The sequence below is a fragment of the uncultured Lactobacillus sp. genome (assembly GCF_946477725.1).
Lineage (GTDB): Bacteria > Bacillota > Bacilli > Lactobacillales > Lactobacillaceae > Lactobacillus.
Window position 1 is genome coordinate 78,646 of the sequence record NZ_CAMKZC010000005.1, and the last position, 16,911, is coordinate 95,556.

General features: G+C 36.4%; 16 protein-coding genes and 1 other annotated feature (1 of these 17 only partly in view). All 16 genes read right to left on the minus strand.

Annotated features, from left to right (window positions below):
• Positions 1-111 (minus strand) — a sequence feature (ribosomal protein L20 leader region); it reaches 1 nt to the left of the window's first position.
• Positions 112-184: 73 nt separating this feature from the next.
• Positions 185-838: an amino acid ABC transporter permease gene (locus Q0R51_RS03835; RefSeq protein WP_294756817.1), complete on the minus strand. Its 654-nt coding sequence runs from the start codon at positions 836-838 to the stop codon at positions 185-187.
• 14 nt (positions 839-852) lie between these two features.
• On the minus strand, positions 853-1,491 hold the full coding sequence (locus Q0R51_RS03840; RefSeq protein ID WP_294756820.1) for an amino acid ABC transporter permease: 639 nt from the start codon (positions 1,489-1,491) through the stop codon (positions 853-855).
• Positions 1,488-2,306 (minus strand): transporter substrate-binding domain-containing protein, encoded by an 819-nt coding sequence (locus tag Q0R51_RS03845; protein ID WP_294756822.1) that lies wholly within the window; start codon positions 2,304-2,306, stop codon positions 1,488-1,490. The genes Q0R51_RS03840 and Q0R51_RS03845 overlap by 4 nt, the downstream gene beginning before the upstream one ends.
• A 16-nt stretch (positions 2,307-2,322) precedes the next feature.
• Positions 2,323-3,060: an amino acid ABC transporter ATP-binding protein gene (locus Q0R51_RS03850; RefSeq protein WP_046325120.1), complete on the minus strand. Its 738-nt coding sequence runs from the start codon at positions 3,058-3,060 to the stop codon at positions 2,323-2,325.
• A 197-nt stretch (positions 3,061-3,257) separates the two neighbouring features.
• Complete coding sequence (thrS, locus tag Q0R51_RS03855) at positions 3,258-5,192, minus strand: threonine--tRNA ligase (protein WP_294756825.1); 1,935 nt, start codon at positions 5,190-5,192, stop codon at positions 3,258-3,260.
• 313 nt (positions 5,193-5,505) lie between these two features.
• Entirely contained in the window at positions 5,506-6,405 is a 900-nt protein-coding gene (gene dnaI / locus Q0R51_RS03860) for a primosomal protein DnaI (protein ID WP_294756827.1), read from the minus strand.
• 8 nt (positions 6,406-6,413) lie between these two features.
• Positions 6,414-7,772 (minus strand): DnaD domain protein, encoded by a 1,359-nt coding sequence (locus Q0R51_RS03865; protein ID WP_294756829.1) that lies wholly within the window; start codon positions 7,770-7,772, stop codon positions 6,414-6,416.
• 2 nt (positions 7,773-7,774) lie between these two features.
• Positions 7,775-8,242, minus strand: a complete 468-nt coding sequence (nrdR, locus tag Q0R51_RS03870) for a transcriptional regulator NrdR (protein WP_046325124.1) — start codon at positions 8,240-8,242, stop codon at positions 7,775-7,777.
• 1 nt (position 8,243) lies between these two features.
• Entirely contained in the window at positions 8,244-8,846 is a 603-nt protein-coding gene (gene coaE / locus Q0R51_RS03875) for a dephospho-CoA kinase (protein ID WP_294756830.1), read from the minus strand.
• Positions 8,843-9,673, minus strand: a complete 831-nt coding sequence (mutM, locus tag Q0R51_RS03880; protein WP_294756831.1) for a bifunctional DNA-formamidopyrimidine glycosylase/DNA-(apurinic or apyrimidinic site) lyase — start codon at positions 9,671-9,673, stop codon at positions 8,843-8,845. Before mutM ends, coaE begins: the two co-directional genes overlap by 4 nt.
• A gap of 12 nt (positions 9,674-9,685) precedes the next feature.
• Positions 9,686-12,361, minus strand: coding sequence for a DNA polymerase I (polA, locus tag Q0R51_RS03885; RefSeq protein WP_294756832.1), 2,676 nt, complete (start codon positions 12,359-12,361; stop codon positions 9,686-9,688).
• A 163-nt stretch (positions 12,362-12,524) separates the two neighbouring features.
• Positions 12,525-13,838, minus strand: coding sequence for a UDP-N-acetylmuramate--L-alanine ligase (murC, locus tag Q0R51_RS03890; protein WP_294756834.1), 1,314 nt, complete (start codon positions 13,836-13,838; stop codon positions 12,525-12,527).
• Positions 13,839-13,990: 152 nt separating this feature from the next.
• The gene (gene ytpR, locus Q0R51_RS03895; protein WP_294756836.1) at positions 13,991-14,638 is read right to left on the minus strand and encodes a YtpR family tRNA-binding protein; all 648 of its coding nucleotides are present in this window, start codon (positions 14,636-14,638) and stop codon (positions 13,991-13,993) included.
• A 21-nt stretch (positions 14,639-14,659) separates the two neighbouring features.
• A complete protein-coding gene (locus Q0R51_RS03900; protein ID WP_294756839.1) occupies positions 14,660-14,980 on the minus strand; it encodes a thioredoxin family protein in 321 nt (106 codons plus the stop codon).
• Between the two features lie 31 nt (positions 14,981-15,011).
• A complete protein-coding gene (gene trmB, locus Q0R51_RS03905) occupies positions 15,012-15,671 on the minus strand; it encodes a tRNA (guanosine(46)-N7)-methyltransferase TrmB (RefSeq protein WP_294756840.1) in 660 nt (219 codons plus the stop codon).
• Positions 15,672-15,675: 4 nt separating this feature from the next.
• On the minus strand, positions 15,676-16,875 hold the full coding sequence (locus Q0R51_RS03910) for an ABC transporter permease (protein ID WP_294756842.1): 1,200 nt from the start codon (positions 16,873-16,875) through the stop codon (positions 15,676-15,678).
• Positions 16,876-16,911: the final 36 nt, after the last annotated feature.

Below are 16,911 nucleotides of genomic sequence, written 5' to 3' on the forward strand. Positions count from 1 at the left end.
GGACAAGAAAAAGACGGGTAAACTTTACCCGCCCTTAATCAACAGAAAATATCGATCAGCCTAGAGGTCAACTTAACTTAGGCGAGAAGCGGGAAGCTTCTTCTTGTTCTCAACTAAAATGATTATACTCGTCTTCAGTATACGTGTCAATAAGATAAATCTCAAAATAAAGTTTTTGCTTTATCTATACTAAACGCTTATTAAGTTTATTACCAATTACAGATAATGTAAAGCAGATGATAAAATATAAAAACGTTAAAGCCGCAAACATTGGCACAATATAATTAGCATTTTGACCATAGATGACTTGCGCATGTTGCATAAGTTCCGGGACAACAATAATAGTTGCTAGGGAAGTATCTTTAATTAAAGAAACAAATTGTCCAATGATAGTAGGTATCATGTGCCGATAAGCTTGTGGCAAAACCACATGCCATAATGACTGCACAAATGTCATTCCGGTTGATCTGGCTCCTTCAATTTGACCAATTGCTACTGATTGAATACCAGAGCGGACAATTTCTGCAATCATGCTGGACTCAAAGATCGTCATAGCAATAATTGCTGATAAAATTGCCCCGGGCCTGAGGCCAATATTTGGTAATCCAAAATAAGTAAAAAAGATAATTAATAATAAGGGCAGATTTCTAACTAAATCAATAATAAAGCCTACAATTGCCGAAACAAATTTAATCTTAGCATAGCGAATTATTCCTAGAACTGAACCTAAAATGAAACTCAATACAATTGCAAAAACCGAAATAAACAGTGTAACAGCCAGACCTTTTAACAAAAAACCAAAGTTTAACCATGATAAAGCATTAATCCATGTTTGCATTATAAGCCGCCTCCCTACGCCATTTTCTTTTCCAAGTACCGCATGTAATAACTTAGTGGCATAGTAATTACCAGATATAATATGCCGATTACAAAGTAGCTGTTAAATGTATCAAAAGTTACAGATGCAATTGCATTAGCTTGATACATTAAATCAAAACCTGCGACAAAAGCCAGTATTGAAGAATCTTTAATTAAATTAACAAATTGATTACCAAGCGGTGGAATAACAATCTTAAGTGCTTGAGGTAAGATTACATAACGCATAGCCTGACTATAAGTCATACCGGTTGACCTGGCACCTTCCATTTGACCTTGAGATACCGACTGAATACCTGAACGAATAATTTCCGCAATAAAAGCTGAGGTATATAGGAACAACCCAATAGTCCCAGCGGTGAAACCGTCAATTTGAACAAAATATTTAGGTACTATTAGATAAAAGAACATTACGATAATCAATAATGGAATATTACGAAAGATTTCAACGTAAATCCTGCCAATCCTATTAGCTATTTTATTTGGAATAACTTCTAATAGAGCTAATAAAACACCAAAAATCAGACTAAATACTAATGTTAACAAGCTTGATAAAATAGTCCAGCCGAACCCTGCGAATAGTTGACTACTAAAATCATTGAAGATCCGAATCATTTAATATACATCTCCTTATAGTTAAAACCAGGAACTTGGCCGAACCATTTTTTGATTAAGCGATTGTATTCTCCACTTTGCTGAATCTTGTCAATGGCTCGATTTATTGCTCTATGAAATGGCTCTTGATTTTTATTTACTGCAATACCATAAGGTTCTTTAGTATAAGTTCCACCAGTTACTTCAAGGCTATCAGGACTCTGTGCTGCTAAACCATATAAAATACCATTATCACTGGTCAAAGCGTCACCCTGATGCGATTTTAAAGCTGATACGGCTTGACCATAATCTTGCATAGCAACCACTTTTGCTCTGGGAGCAACCTTCTTGATCGCCTCAACTGAATTATCCCCAACAATACCAATTACAGTTTTGCCATTAAGATCGCTTGGCCTTTTAATATTGGATCCTTTAGGAACAAGGAACGATTTACCAGCCTGAAAATACGATTTAGTAAAACTGATTACTTGAGCTCTTTCAGGAGTTATTGTCAGAGTGGCAATTACCGCATCAACATTACCGTTTTTCAACAAGGGAATTCTTGATTGTGAAGTGGCAAGAGTAAAGCGGGCTTGTCCTTTAGGACCTAAAATTTCTTTGGTAATAGCTTTAGCCATATCAATATCAAAGCCCTTTTCTTTATCATCTCTGATATCAATTAAACTAAATAGCTTTTTATCACCTTCAACAGCCCAAGTAATAGTATTGGCTGAACGCACATTTTTTAAAGCTGATTGATCTGCGACTTTATTACCGCAACCAGATAAAAGGAACATTCCGATTAGTAGCGAGATTGAGCAAATTATTTTTTTCATGATAATGCCATCCATCTTAATGCGCTATTATTTTGCTTAAGAATTGTTGAGCACGATCTGTTTTAGGCTGCTTAAAAAAGGATGTACTGTCATCATCTTCCACAATCTGACCCTGATCCATAAAGATAACGCGATTAGCTACTTCTTTAGCAAAGCCCATTTCGTGAGTCACAATCAAGGAAGTCATATCGCTGGCTGATGTTACCTTTTTAATTACTTGTAGCACTTCATCAATCATTTCCGGATCAAGTGCTGATGTTGGTTCATCAAATAGTAATAATTTGGGATGCATTGCTAAAGACCGAGCAATAGCGACACGTTGCTTTTGTCCACCGGATATTTGCGCCGGCATATTTTGGGCCTTATCTGCCATGCCAACCATATCAAGCAGATGCATTGCTTGCTTTTTATTTTCGTCTTCGGGTAAATGACTTACTATTCTGGGCGCCAGCATGACGTTCTCCAGGACATTTTTATTTTTATACAGATTAAAATGCTGAAAAACCATTCCCACATCTTGACGCAATCTGTTTGAATCAGTCTTGGGATTGGATAAATCCTGATTGTTGACTATCAGCTTGCCACCCTGAATTGATTCCAATCGATTTATTGTTCTAATAAGCGTACTTTTACCAGAACCGGAAGGTCCAATCAAAACAACAGTTTCACCCTTATCAATTTGTAAGTTGATATTATGCAACGCGTGAAATTTGCCATAAAATTTCTGCACGTCATGAAATTCTACCATTGACATAATTAATGCTCCTTTTAGCAGTTTTAATTTAACTATCCAACCTATTTCTTATCAATTGATTAATTAATCAAAAGTGCATCCCGTCAACACTACATTTTGTTACTCGACGTGCAAATTTTAGCGGTTTTATATTATGGTTTAAGTTATCAAATTATTTCTGCCATCTATATAAACTATTTTTATTAGCTTTTATTCTTTTATTCATTGCGTGAGTATGATTTAACATCTTGTTCAATTTCACGAATAAATTCATCAAAACTCTTTGCCACTTCTTCTTCAGTGCCATAGCGACGAACGTTAACACTGTTGTCCTTAAGCTCTTTGTCACCTAAAACAAGAGTATATGGTACTTTTTGTGTTTGTGATTCACGAATCTTGTAGCCCAATTTTTCATTACGTAAGTCGGCTTCAGCTCTAAAGCCTCTCTTATTGAGCTCATTACGGACTTTCTTAGCGTAATCTGAATGAGCATCCAGGTTAACAGGGATTACTTCAACTTGAACTGGAGCTAACCAGGTTGGAAAAGCACCCTTGTATATTTCAATCAAGTAAGCAATGAACCGTTCCATAGTTCCAACAATACCACGGTGGATCATAACTGGACGATGCTCTTCACCATCTTGACCAACATAAGTTAAGTTAAAGCGTTCAGGGAGCATGAAGTCCAGTTGGATAGTTGACATGGTTTCGTCAGCACCTAAAGCAGTCTTAGTCTGAATATCAAGTTTAGGACCGTAGAATGCAGCCTCACCTTCAGCTTCGACATAATCAAGGCCCATATCATCCATTGCCTTTTTCAACATTGACTGACTTCTTTCCCACATTTCATCATTGGCAAAATACTTCTTAGTATTCTTCGGATCACGATAAGAAAGTCTGAAGTAGTAATCGGTGATGTCAAAGTCTTTGTATACATCCAGAATTAAAGTCAAAATCTTAGAGAATTCACTTTGAACCTGGTCTAAGGTTACAAATGTATGACCATCATTTAAAGTCATTTCTCTTACGCGTTGCAAACCTGACAAAGCACCAGATTTTTCATATCTGTGCATCATACCCAGTTCTGCAATGCGAATTGGCAACTCACGATATGAACGAATATGATGCTTATAGATTTGAATGTGTGACGGACAATTCATTGGACGCAATTCAAGCATTTCCCCGTCACCCATATCCATCGGTGGAAACATGTCATCACGATAGTGTGCCCAGTGGCCTGATGTTTTATAAGCGTCAACGTTCATAAGCACTGGGGTATAAACGTGTTGATAACCGTCGGCTACCTCTTTATCAATGATGTAACGTTCAACTACTCGGCGAATCGTGGCACCTTTTGGCATCCAGTAAGGTAAACCAGCTCCAACTTTGGGATCTACAAAGAATAAATCAAGATCTCGGCCAATTGTTCTGTGATCGCGTTCTTTAATTTCTTCACGACGCTTAATATCGGCATCTAAGTCAGCCTTTTTAAAGAAGGCCGTACCGGAAATTCTTTGAAGCATAGGGTTAGAAGATTGGCCCTTCCAATAAGCACCAGCAACGGATAATAATCTAAATTGCTTAATCTTTCCTGTATTAGGCAGTAACGCGTCGAAGCCAAAGTCAATGAAGTCTCCCAGCTTGTATACTTGAATTTGGTCATCTTTTTCTGCTTTTAGCAATTCACTTTTATACGGATCGTCTTTAAAAATTTCAGATAACTCCGCTTTTGACATGTAAGAAGATGCAATTTTATTTCCAGCCTTAATAACTTTTTTGATTGCTTTTTCTAATTCTGGAAGTTCATTAACTTTAATTTGATTTTCTTTGTCAGTATCAACGAAAAAGCCATCTTCATCCGCCACATGTTCACCAAAATGAATTTCAGGATAAGCTTTTTTTGCAACGGCTTCAAAAACAAAGGCTACTGTAGCCCGTAAAATATTTAAGCCTGCTTCATCTCTATCTGTAATAATTGCAACTTCAGCATCTTTATTTAATTTGTAACCCAAAGAGACAACTTGACCGTTTACTTTTGCTCCAATAGCAGCTTTACCTAAGGATGTACCTATATCATGTGCTAAAGCAGAAACTGATACTGCATCTTCATATTCCTTTTTAGAACCATCTGGCAAAGTAATTGCAAAACTCATTTTTTCCTCCAAAAATCAAATAAATAAAAAAATCCCAGTGCAGTTAAGCACTGGGACGTTAATTAACGTGGTTCCACCCAAAATTCAGTCTGGATTCCAGACTATCTCGTTCAAGATTATAACGGATCTAACCCATCTTTTTAATTTCAGGTACGAATGAGTGGGTTGTAACACTAATGGAAGCTTCCAGAATAATGCTTCTCTCTCTGAGTCATATTACAACATGTTCATTCATTGCAGTTAATTATAACCCAATAATTTTTTAATGCAAGTATATTTTCACTAAAAATATTCAATACGGACTTTTTAGTCACTAATGCCGGCGGTTGTGCCCGGAAATTACAATTTCTGTAGCTAGAGAATGTATTCTTTCCATTAATCTGGCAGCCTTTACTGGTTCAATGGCATTTTTAGTCTCTTTGAAATGATCTTCTAAGTCATTCATAGCAAAGTTAGACGAAAAGAAGGTTGGCAAAACATTATCCATTCTTGCTTGTAAAATTACCGCTAAAACCTCATCGCGTGACCACTGACTCAAATTTTCGGCACCAATATCATCAAGTATTAATAAATCACAATTTGCAATTGTGTGAACTTCATCTTGCAGACTATTGTCATTAAAGTGACTGGCCAAACTGGCAATGAAAGTAGGAACATGTAAAAAAACAACATATTTGTTCATGGCAGCAACTTGATTTGCTAATCCCGCCAATATATAAGTTTTACCGATACCAAAATTACCTGATAAATATAACCCCTTCTGATGAATATCTCGCGCATAATGATATAAAAACTTTTGAATAGCTGTCATTACTTCTTTTCTTTCAGGAGTCAGTTCTATTTGACTCAAACGAATATCATGCAAGCCCTCAGGTAAATTAATTAAGCGCAAGTGTTTCTTGATACTAATTTCTCTATCATGAATCAGCTTACTGTCCTCAGGAACAAACTTGAGGCTAATTGCATTTTTATTCATGATTAAATCAGGATAATATCCTTGAGTTACCGGGTCTTTTTTATGTTGACTAAGATAAAATTCAAACAGGCTGGGCAAACTTTTATCAATTATACTGTCGTTAAGCTGCTCTTGGTGCTGGCTGATAAATTGCTGCACTTTGGGCTCAGCCAAAACTTTTTGCTTTATTTTAGCTGTACTTTCCTCATCTGCTTTAGCTGTTTGTCTTTTAACCATAATTTTTTTGATGGGTTGCATTTTTTCACCTACTTCATGCCGTTTTGATCTTCAAAATTCTTGAAAAATTCTTTTAATTCTGCACTGGAAACATCCGTTTTTACTTTTGGCTTTTGCTTGTTCCAATCAGTGCCCTTTTCAACCGTTTTTCCACTAGCAAAAGAATGATATCGCCTGCTTCTTTGCTGCTGTGCCTTTTTTCTCTTATTCATGTATTCCAAGGCTTGACTAGCAGTTTTAACCCCGTGTTGCAGCCAATCATGGAGTATTTTATTGGCCAGGCGAAAAGAAATATTAGGACCACTCTTTAAACAAGCATAAGTCAAAATGTTAAGCAATTCTGCTGGTATTCCCTTATCGTTATATAAATTATCAAGCACTTGATATTCACTGGCATCAACAAAATCATTCCGCTCAGTTTTTAAATGATACAAAAACTGGGCTGGAGTATCAGATTGAGCTTTCTGCAATAGCTGCTGTTCATCTTCATTTAAGTGACTAGTATTGACAACCTTGTCTGTTAGTTCTTCTTTTTTGGACAAATGCTGGCGCGTATCACTGCCATGAATACTGTTAGCGATAGCCTGCTTAATTTGACGCATATTTAAATGATAATCACCATGTAAGCAAGGTATTGCTTCATCAACAAATTCTTGCTCGGAAAGTCCGTACATACGCATAACAGCTCGAATAGCTTCTTCATTCTGATCAATTTCGCTGCCCGCGATTTGATAAATTTCAAATTGCTGTTTCATAAAATCCCAGTCAATATGCTCTTGCTCATTGACGGTAGCGAAAGCTTTAGAAACAGAACGGTTTTCTTTAGCAGCTTTTTTAACATCAATTGAAGGATCAATTGCTTCTTGGTCAGGTAAATGAAAAACTTCCATAAAGGATGCAGATACGTTAGGTGCTTCCTTAATTCCACTGATGCTGCTTTGACTTTGCTTAGTTTCTCTAGCAAACTCATGGCTCAATTTATTAAAGGCTGTAACACCCACTTTTTCTTTTAATAAACTTGCTAAAAGTGCGGTGGTAAAAAACTCACTGCTGGAAGGAACACTTTTAAGTTTAAAACATAAAACCTGACCCATAATTTGGTTAGCAAGCAAATGGCTCTCAATTAAACCGACAGCTTCAAGTTTATGCAACGCGGGAAATAATTTTTTGATATCGCAGTCGGCTTGTTCCTGCAAAAAATAGAGACCTTTGGCATCAGAGAGCATCGCTTGCGGATTGTAGTCTTCATTTAAGCTTAAATAAACTGCCAGCGCCAGAGAGCCAATGAGCGGCTGGTATAATTTGATTAAAACCCGTAAATCCTTCGGAAAAATATCCACCCTGTTAGCAATGAAAAATGGTTGTTTGGGATCATTTGTCTCAAACATAATTAATTACCTTTCTCCCTTTTTGCAATCATATCTTCCATGGTTTTCATGAAGCTAGACATATCTTTGAATTCACGATAAATAGAGGCAAAACGAATATAAGCGACATCATCAATTTTAGCCAGTTCATCCATTACTAATTGACCAATCTTTTTGGAAGAAATCTCACTGACTCCTTGCTGACGTACTTTGTTTTCTACATGATCAACCAATTCTTCAAATTGTGAACTAGATATTGGGCGCTTTTGACCCGCAGCCATGACGCCGTGTAAAATTTTTTTACGGTTAAAAGGTTCACGAGTGCCATCATTTTTGATTACCAATAGTGGTGTTGTCTCAACTCTTTCAAACGTAGTAAAACGAAAACCACAGTTTTCACACTCACGCCGCCGTCTGATTGCACGATTTTCATCACTGGGGCGAGAATCTATTACTTTTGATGCATTTTTATGACAATTAGGACATTCCATATTAATACTCCTCTTTTATTTTAAGAAGCAACTGCTCAAGTTGATATTTCAGATCTTGCTTTGTACCAACATTATTAATTACAAAGTCAGCTAGTTTTTCTTTCTGAGACAAGGACATCTGACTGCGAATACGTTTCAAAGCAGCATCTTTACTTAAATGATCCCTTAACATCAGCCGCTTTAACTGCAAAGATTCAGGTATGGCAATTAATAAAGTGCAATCACAATATTTTTGACCGTTTGCTTCAAACAAAACTGGTGCATCTACAATAATTAAGGGCTTTTTAGCAACCTTGTTTAGCGCAATTTTAGCTTGTATTTCTTGAAAAATCAACGGATGGGTAATTTTATTAAGAATGTCAAGCTGCTTTGCGTCATTAAAAACTATTTGTCCTAAAACTGCCCGGTTGATTGATTGATCTTCATTGATTATTTGTGCACCAAATTGCTTTGTGACTAATTCATAGCCTTTATTACCAACATTTAAAATATCATGAGCTATTTGGTCACAGTCTATCACGGGTATGTGCTTTTCTTTAAAAAAGATATCTGCTGTGCTTTTTCCGCTGGCTATTCCACCAGTTAAGCCCAAAATAGTTGTCATTTATAAATCACCTGACATTTAGGGCAAAAAGTAGTTCCTCGGCCGTTTACTTTAATTTTTTCAAGAGGAGTTCCACAACGCTCACAAGGTTCGCCTTTATGACCATAGACCTGCAACATTTTTTGAAAACCACCAGTCTTGCCGTTAGCATCAAGATAGGTATGAACAGTAGTGCCCCTTTCTGCTATGGCCAATTCTATCAACGAATTAATATTATCGTGCATTTCTGCTACTTTTTTTGCCGGGATACTATTAGCCTTACTCAATGGGTGAATTTTTGTTTCCCACAAAACTTCATCAACGTAAATGTTACCAAGACCGGCCACTACTGACTGATCAAGCAATGTGTTTTTGATATTTTTCTTTTTACGAGCTAAGCCATCTTGCAAGTATGAAACTGTAAATGTTTTTGAATTAGGTTCAGCTCCTAATTTACCAATACCAGTATTTTCTTTCTCTGTGCCCGTTGTAATCAACTGCATGCGCCCGAACTTACGCACATCATTGTAGCGCAAAGCAGAATTATCGTTAAAAACAATTTGTACATGATCGTGTTTATCTTTTTTGGTATTTACTTTGACTAAACGATATTTACCTTCCATGCGTAAGTGCGATACCACAGTTAAATGACCACTGAGACGAATAAGCAAATACTTGGCATAACGATCAATTGTTTCTATTCTTTTACCAGCTAACTGCTTTTTAAATTCTTTTGCATCACCAGTTATTATTTTAGGATACCAAACAGTTACTTCTTTAATCGTTTTTCCCTTAATCAGGGGAAGTAGCGTCCGTCTGACAGTTTCAACTTCTGGCATTTCGGGCATTAAAATTACTCCTTACTTAGCATCAAACCAATTGTGACCATAACCAGAATCTGCTACAAGAGGAATATCAAGTCTCACAGCAGATTGCATAACTTCTGGCACAATCTTTTTAATTGTTTCTAATTCATCTTTTGGTACGTCAAAAATTAATTCATCATGAACCTGAACCACCATCTTAGTTTTAAGATGCATCTCATCCAATTTTTTCTGCATGTTAATCATCGCGATCTTGATAATATCTGCAGCTGAACCCTGAATTGGTGAGTTAATCGCAGTTCTTTCCGCAAATGAGCGCACATTATAATTCTTGGCGTGAATATCAGGTAAATAACGTCTTCTGTGCATAATCGTTTCGGCATAACCTTTTTCACGGGCAACTTGAACTGCCTTATCCATATAATCCTTAATTTGCGGATATTGTTCAAAATAATTATCAATAAATTCCTTAGCCTGTTTGCGACTGATATTAAGGTTTTTAGATAAGCCATAGTCAGAAATGCCATAAACAATACCGAAGTTGACGGCTTTTGCTCTGCGACGCATTAACGGTGTAACGTCAGAAGTTGATTTTAGATGAAAAATTTTCATAGCCGTATGAGCGTGGATGTCATAACCCGTTCTGAAAGCTTCCTGCATTTGTTCATCACCGGAAACTTGTGCTAACACTCGTAATTCAATTTGAGAATAGTCACAGGAGAAAATATAGCCATCTGGTTCACTGGGAACAAAGGCTTTTCTAATTTGCTTTCCTTCTTCCGTTCTGGTAGGAATATTTTGTAAGTTAGGATCAACTGAAGACAAACGGCCGGTAGCAGTCAGTGTCTGCAAGTACCTGGTGTGAACCCGACCGTCTTTTTGGATAACATCCAATAGGCCATTAACGTAAGTTGACTGGATTTTGGCAATCTGTCTGTAAGTCAAAATTTGCTCAATAATTGGGTTTTCATCCCTTAACTGATTCAAAACATCAACTGAAGTTGAATAACCAGTTTTAGTCTTTTTAACTGGCTTTAAGCCCATTTTTTCAAACAAAATATGCCCCAATTGCTTAGGTGAATTAATATTAAATTCTTCACCGGCCTCATCATAAATTTGCTTTTCCATTTTCTTAAGGTCAACTGCAAATTCATCTTGAAGCTGCGTTAAGGTATCAGCTTGGACTTTGATACCATTTATCTCCATGACAGACAGAACTCGGGCCACAGGGATTTCAATATTGGCAAAAAGATCGTCTTGCTCATGTTCTTTTAGTTTAGCCAGCAGAGTATTTTTTAAGTTCTCGATTGCCTCTATTTTGCCGGCCAAATGGTTGAACAACACCTGATCGTCCTCTGGAATATGGACGCTTTTACCTTTGCCGTAAACATCATAATCGCTTTTAACCGAATTATCACCGTACATCCGGCATATCTCGCCCATGTCGTCAGAATTATTTTCGTTATTAATCAAATATGAAGCAAGTAGCATATCATAATCAATAGAGCGAGCGTGAATACTCAATCGGTTCAAACCAACTGTAGTTCGTTTTAAATCAAAGACATTTTTAGCAATTTGCTTATTTTCTAGAATATTCTTAAGTTGCGGCTTTTTTAACAGGTCAACATTGCGACTCACATATATTTGCTTATCTATCTTAATGGCAAAGCCAACAAACTCGGCTAAATGATAATTGGCACCCAGCATACCTAAGTAAAAAGTAACAGTTTGACCGTCCTTAACTGCAAAGTTGTTAATGTCATTTTCCTTAAGCTCTGTAAAAGCAACTGCTTTATTATTTTGTGCAGGTTGTTCTTTTGGCTGAGCAGCACTTTCAGGGTTTAACTGACTCAAAAACTTACGGAAATTCATCTTTTCATAGAATCTACGCAATTTTTGATAATCAACTTCACGTCTTTTGACATCAGCAATACCAATGGTTAATGGGGCGTTACGATCAATTGTTGCCAGCTTTTTACCTAGTAGAGCCTTATCTTTATCATTAATCAGGTTTTCTTTCATTTTAGAAGGCTTCATATCATCTATATGATCATATAAATTTTCGACTGAGCCATATTCCTGGATAAGTTGTGAAGCTTTTTTAGGCCCTATTTTAGTAACACCAGGATAATTATCCGAATTATCACCCATTAACGCTTTCATATCAATGAATTCGGTTGGAGTGACACCATTAACTTCTTTCATGTGTTCAGGTGTATAAGCTTCTAAGTTTAAAACTCCTGATTTAGTAACCATAACAGTAGTTTGGGAAGATGCCAGTTGCGTCAAGTCCTTATCACCCGTAACAACTGTGATTTTAAAGCCCTCTTTTTCTCCAATAGTTACAAAAGTACCAATAATGTCGTCAGCTTCATAATTATCAAGTTCATATGTTGAAAGGCCCAAATCATGCAAAAGCTCCTGAATGTATGGCAGTTGTTCAGATAATTCTGATGGGGTCTTTTGTCTGCCGCCCTTATAGTCCTCATACATACTATTCCTAAAAGTTGTTTTACCTGCATCAAAAGCAACCAAAACATGGTCAGGTTCAACGTCATTCAGCACGACATCAAGCATATTTTTAAATGTATAAATGGCATTAGTGTGCAATCCTTCAGGATTTCTAAAATTTTCAAGTTGGCGGTATAGTGCATAGAAAGCACGAAAGGCAACTGAATTACCATCAATTAAAAGTAATTTTTTATCAGCCATTTGATCTCCTTAAATTTAAACCAAGTTTCTTTATTCAACTACCATTTTACCAGTTTTTCCATTCATCTTGCATAATACCGATTTCCCTGAACCTTATGACATGTAAAATCTGTTATATAAAGCAAAAAGATCAAGTCTTGAAACTCGATCTTAATAACTTAATTTATTTTAGTAATTTTTCTAAAGCATCTTCGTATTTCTGGATATCGCCTGCGCCCATGAAAACAATGACACTGTCTTTGTTCTGGGTCAAGTCAGAAATATTATCAAGATCAATCACTTCAGAGCCAGGAATTTCGGCTACTAAATCACTACTTGAAATATCTCCATTTGCCTCTCTTGCGGAAGCATAAATGGGAGTAATGTATGCTTTATCCACTCCGCGCAAAATTTCTGCAAAATCTTGCGCATATTTCTTCGTTCTTGAAAAAGTATGTGGCTGAAAAACTACAACTAAACGCTTATAGGGGAACTTTTGCCTAGCAGCTTGAATTGTTGCCCGCATTTCAGTCGGATGATGAGCATAATCATCAATGATATTAACATCTTTAAAGTCCTTTTCAGAAAAGCGTCGTTTTGCCCCTTGATAAGTAAGTAAACCTTTTTGAATATCTGCTAGAGGAATGTTTTCAGTATAAGCAACAGCTATTACAGCAGTAGCATTTAAAATATTATGATCACCAAAAAGATGAATTGTAAATTTACCTATTTCCTGACCGTGCTTCAAAACCGTAAAACTTGAGCCTGCAGTAGTCCGGTTAGCATCAACCACCTGAAAATCATCATCATTTTCAAAACCATAAGTGTATTTGGGAACATCAGAATGCAATTGTCTTAGTCTGTCATTTCCTCCCCAGACAAATAGTCCTTTTCGGGTTTGATCAGCTGCAGTTTGAAAGGCTGAAGTATAATCTGCCTGGTCTTTAAAATAATCCGGGTGATCAAAATCGATATTGGTCATGATTTGATAATCAGGATGATAAGCCAAGAAATGGCGCCGATATTCATCAGCTTCATAAACAAAAAAGCGTGACCCTTTAACTCCTTTACCCTCACCATCACCTATTAAATAAGATGTGGGCGCAGCTTCACCTAAAACGTGAGCTAAAAGACCGGTAGTAGATGTTTTGCCATGAGTTCCAGAAACACCAATACTAGTATGCATCTTGATTATTTCTTCTACAGTATCAGGATAACTTTGCCAAGTGATATTTTTATCTTCACAAGTTTTAACTTCAACATTATCGTTTTTAAAAGCATTGCCTTTTACTATAACCTGACCCGAATTTTTAATATTACTTGCATCGAACTCTGTTACTCTAATTCCTGCTTTTTCAAGTGGTTCTTGTGTGAAGGTATACTTTTTAATATCACTACCGGCAACATTAAAACCTAAATCGTTTAACACTAAGGCTAAAGAGGCCATTCCAGTTCCTTTAATTCCAATAAACCAAATTTGCTTATTTTTATCTAACATTTCCCAAGCTCCATATTTTTTATCATTGTCTCTTATTTTACCATTTCTAACAGAAAATGAGCACGATCATTTAAAAGCGTGAAAAATCATAATTTTGCTTTGCAATAATATTAAAAAGGACTCTACCACTAACTTGATAAAGTCCTTTAATCTTATAATTTAATCTGTCCGCTTGCCAAAAGTTCATCACATTTTTCAGGATCAAAGGCCTCTCCCACAGCAAAATCGTCGGGAACTACTAAAATCCCTCGTTTTTGCGGGGCGTGGGGCAAACCTAGTTCCCGTGCCGAACAAATCATCCCATCAGAATCCACATGGCGCAATTGACCCGGCCAAATCATTTGACCATTTGGCATCAAGGTGCCAGGTAAGGCAACTACTACTTTTTGTCCTTGAGCAATGTTAGGTGCACCACAGACGATTTGCTGTTCCTTACCAGCGCCAACATCAACAGTGGTCACATGCAAGTGATCAGAGTCAGGATGTTTTTCACAGCTTTTCACATAGCCGTAAACCAGCGTTGGTTTACCATAAGCAAGTTGATCATTAAAACCGACTTCCGCCAGCTTTTTATTTAATGCTGCTAAATCGTCATTAGTCAGCTTGACTTGGCCGTCTGTTAGTTTATCATAATCAATTACCTGATCGACATTAAAGAAATTATACCCAGTCACATTACCTTTTTCATCAGTAATACGTGTGACATCACCTTTTTCTTCATATTCACTCTTGCCCTTATCCTGACCTAAAATCACAATTAAGGTATTAGGATAGCTGCGTTTATTAATACTAGTAATCATGAATCAATTATCCTCTTTCACTTAGTCCAGTGACCGTAAAAAGCTCTCAACTTCATCTTTGGTTTTACGGTCCTTATTAACTAGTCTACCAATTTCTTTACCATCTTGGTAGACCACAAATGAAGGAATGCCCATGATGTTCATTTCTTTAGCTACATCTACAGAACCGTCACGGTCAATTTGATAAAATTTACTGTCAGAAAAATCTTTTTCAATCTCCGGCATAAACGGATCCAAAAAGCGACAATCTGGACACCAACCAGCAGAAAATTCTAAAACCACACGACCATTTTTGGTAATAGCATCTAATTTTTCTTGCTTTAATTCTTTTATTTTTTCCATTTTGAAAAAACCTCTCAATCCTTATTATTAATTATTTTACCCCAAAATCAGCATGCAAGGCATAAATTGGGTTACCTTGGCTGGCAAATTTATGCTCATACTCGGTTTCAATATTTGAAGTTAAAATTTCTTCTTTCTCATTATGGAGGTCAACTGTAACAAAATCAAAATTCATCCCAAAATTATTCATACTTTGAAGAGAATAAGCAAAAAGACCTGCATTATCTGTTTTAAACTGTATCTGACCATTTTTTTGCAAAACAGTTTGGTATTTTTGCAAAAAAGTTTTATAGGTTAATCGTCTCTTTTCGTGCCTAGTTTTAGGCCACGGATCACTAAAATTTAGGTAAATGGTATTTGCACTATGTTTTTTAAAAAAGCAATCAATATTAGCAGCATCTGCGCATAAAATTTGTAAATTAGGCAAATTTTGAGCTAGTTTTGACCGTAAAATAATTCCAGCTGCGGTCATCTGCAGTTCAAGAGCAACGAAATTTTTTTCAGGGTGCTTTTCAGCCATTGTGGTGATAAATTTTCCTTTACCCGGACCAACTTCAATTTCTAATGGTTTTGAAATGTCAGCAAATCGTTTTGACCAATCAATCTTTTGGGTCGGATCAGGGCGATCTATCACACTTTCTGGATGCTCTTGCACAAGTTTTACAGCCCACGGTTTGTTACGTAGTCTCATTTATTTATAACTTCCTTTTCTTTACTTTTGCAGGTAAGTATAACCTTAACACGACCCAACTGAAAATAACTAAAATCCCCATTGCTTCAAACAAGTGCAAACTAATAGGCAGTGTAATCAGCCATGAAATGCTAATAATCAACCATTGTACCAACATTATCCCAGTAAGTGCAGAAACTAAGTCTAAGCCTCGTTTAGTACGCGCAATAGGATAAACACGATACATGACATTGGTGTCAAATTCATCAACCATCGGTACTAATTGGTAAATAGTTAAGAATACTACTAAGCAGGACAAGCCTAATGCCCAAAGCCAATTCTGCACTAACCACGAAATTAGAATTGCAAAAGCAGTCATTCTAACTACTAGATTAATGTTTTCCGGATTGCGCAGAACTGAGCGCCTATACAAAAACTTATTAGGATTTTCCCTTGCCAAATTTTGAGGTAATAAAAAGTCCAAATATTTCCGTCTTTTAATATTAGTTTGCCTTTCCTTAACATCGGTGAACATGCTAAAAGCGTTATAAACAACGTTTTTACGTTTTTCTTCTTGCTCGATGGCAAATTGCCAGTCAAAAAGTGCTGCATGTTGCGGTTTTAAAATAAAAATGATTACAATAATTAACAGCAAACCAGCAATAAATATCATACTTTTTGGTTTAAACATTCCCAAAATGAATAAAAGCAGTAAGAAAATATTCAAAATTGAGATAGAAATTTTACGGTTAAAGAATAAATTATATTCCATAATTTTCAGCTGCATCACTTTGGCCAGAAAAACAGCAAAAACCGCGAAAACATAATCTAATGGTTCAATCTTTGCCTTAATCGTAGCAAAAGGAAATATAATTCCCGCTATCAAAGCCAAGCAAATTGTAGGTACAATCAGGCTGTAATTTAACATTGGCTGCAAATATGATGCTAAATTTTCATCTTCAGGCAGTAAAAATTGTAAATCAGCTGGTTTTAGCAATGTTACCAGTTTGCCTATTAAAAGTGGCAACCACAGCAAAATACCAACTAGGGGACGGTAATACCACAGATTTTCCGGCATAGTCTTCATTGCCTGTGCATACCAAAACATGAGTGCTCCAAAAATAAAAATCAGAGCTAGGATAAAGAAATCATTAAAAACCAATACTAGGTATTTCAAAGACTGGCGCAAGTTTTCCTGCAGCCTTTTTTTAGCCAAATCACGCATTTTGTTGCTCCTGACTTAAAATTTGGTAAATTTGGT

Coding starts and splice junctions, on each gene's coding strand:
- Q0R51_RS03840 (WP_294756820.1), bottom strand. CDS start 1,491: ATGATTCGGATCTTCAATGATTTTAGTAGTCAACTATTCGCAGGGTTC.
- Q0R51_RS03835 (WP_294756817.1), bottom strand. CDS start 838: ATGCAAACATGGATTAATGCTTTATCATGGTTAAACTTTGGTTTTTTG.
- Q0R51_RS03845 (WP_294756822.1), bottom strand. CDS start 2,306: ATGAAAAAAATAATTTGCTCAATCTCGCTACTAATCGGAATGTTCCTT.
- coaE (WP_294756830.1), bottom strand. CDS start 8,846: ATGACAACTATTTTGGGCTTAACTGGTGGAATAGCCAGCGGAAAAAGC.
- murC (WP_294756834.1), bottom strand. CDS start 13,838: ATGTTAGATAAAAATAAGCAAATTTGGTTTATTGGAATTAAAGGAACT.
- Q0R51_RS03910 (WP_294756842.1), bottom strand. CDS start 16,875: ATGCGTGATTTGGCTAAAAAAAGGCTGCAGGAAAACTTGCGCCAGTCT.
- trmB (WP_294756840.1), bottom strand. CDS start 15,671: ATGAGACTACGTAACAAACCGTGGGCTGTAAAACTTGTGCAAGAGCAT.
- dnaI (WP_294756827.1), bottom strand. CDS start 6,405: ATGCAACCCATCAAAAAAATTATGGTTAAAAGACAAACAGCTAAAGCA.
- mutM (WP_294756831.1), bottom strand. CDS start 9,673: ATGCCCGAAATGCCAGAAGTTGAAACTGTCAGACGGACGCTACTTCCC.
- nrdR (WP_046325124.1), bottom strand. CDS start 8,242: ATGGAATGTCCTAATTGTCATAAAAATGCATCAAAAGTAATAGATTCT.
- thrS (WP_294756825.1), bottom strand. CDS start 5,192: ATGAGTTTTGCAATTACTTTGCCAGATGGTTCTAAAAAGGAATATGAA.
- Q0R51_RS03850 (WP_046325120.1), bottom strand. CDS start 3,060: ATGTCAATGGTAGAATTTCATGACGTGCAGAAATTTTATGGCAAATTT.
- Q0R51_RS03865 (WP_294756829.1), bottom strand. CDS start 7,772: ATGTTTGAGACAAATGATCCCAAACAACCATTTTTCATTGCTAACAGG.
- ytpR (WP_294756836.1), bottom strand. CDS start 14,638: ATGATTACTAGTATTAATAAACGCAGCTATCCTAATACCTTAATTGTG.
- Q0R51_RS03900 (WP_294756839.1), bottom strand. CDS start 14,980: ATGGAAAAAATAAAAGAATTAAAGCAAGAAAAATTAGATGCTATTACC.
- polA (WP_294756832.1), bottom strand. CDS start 12,361: ATGGCTGATAAAAAATTACTTTTAATTGATGGTAATTCAGTTGCCTTT.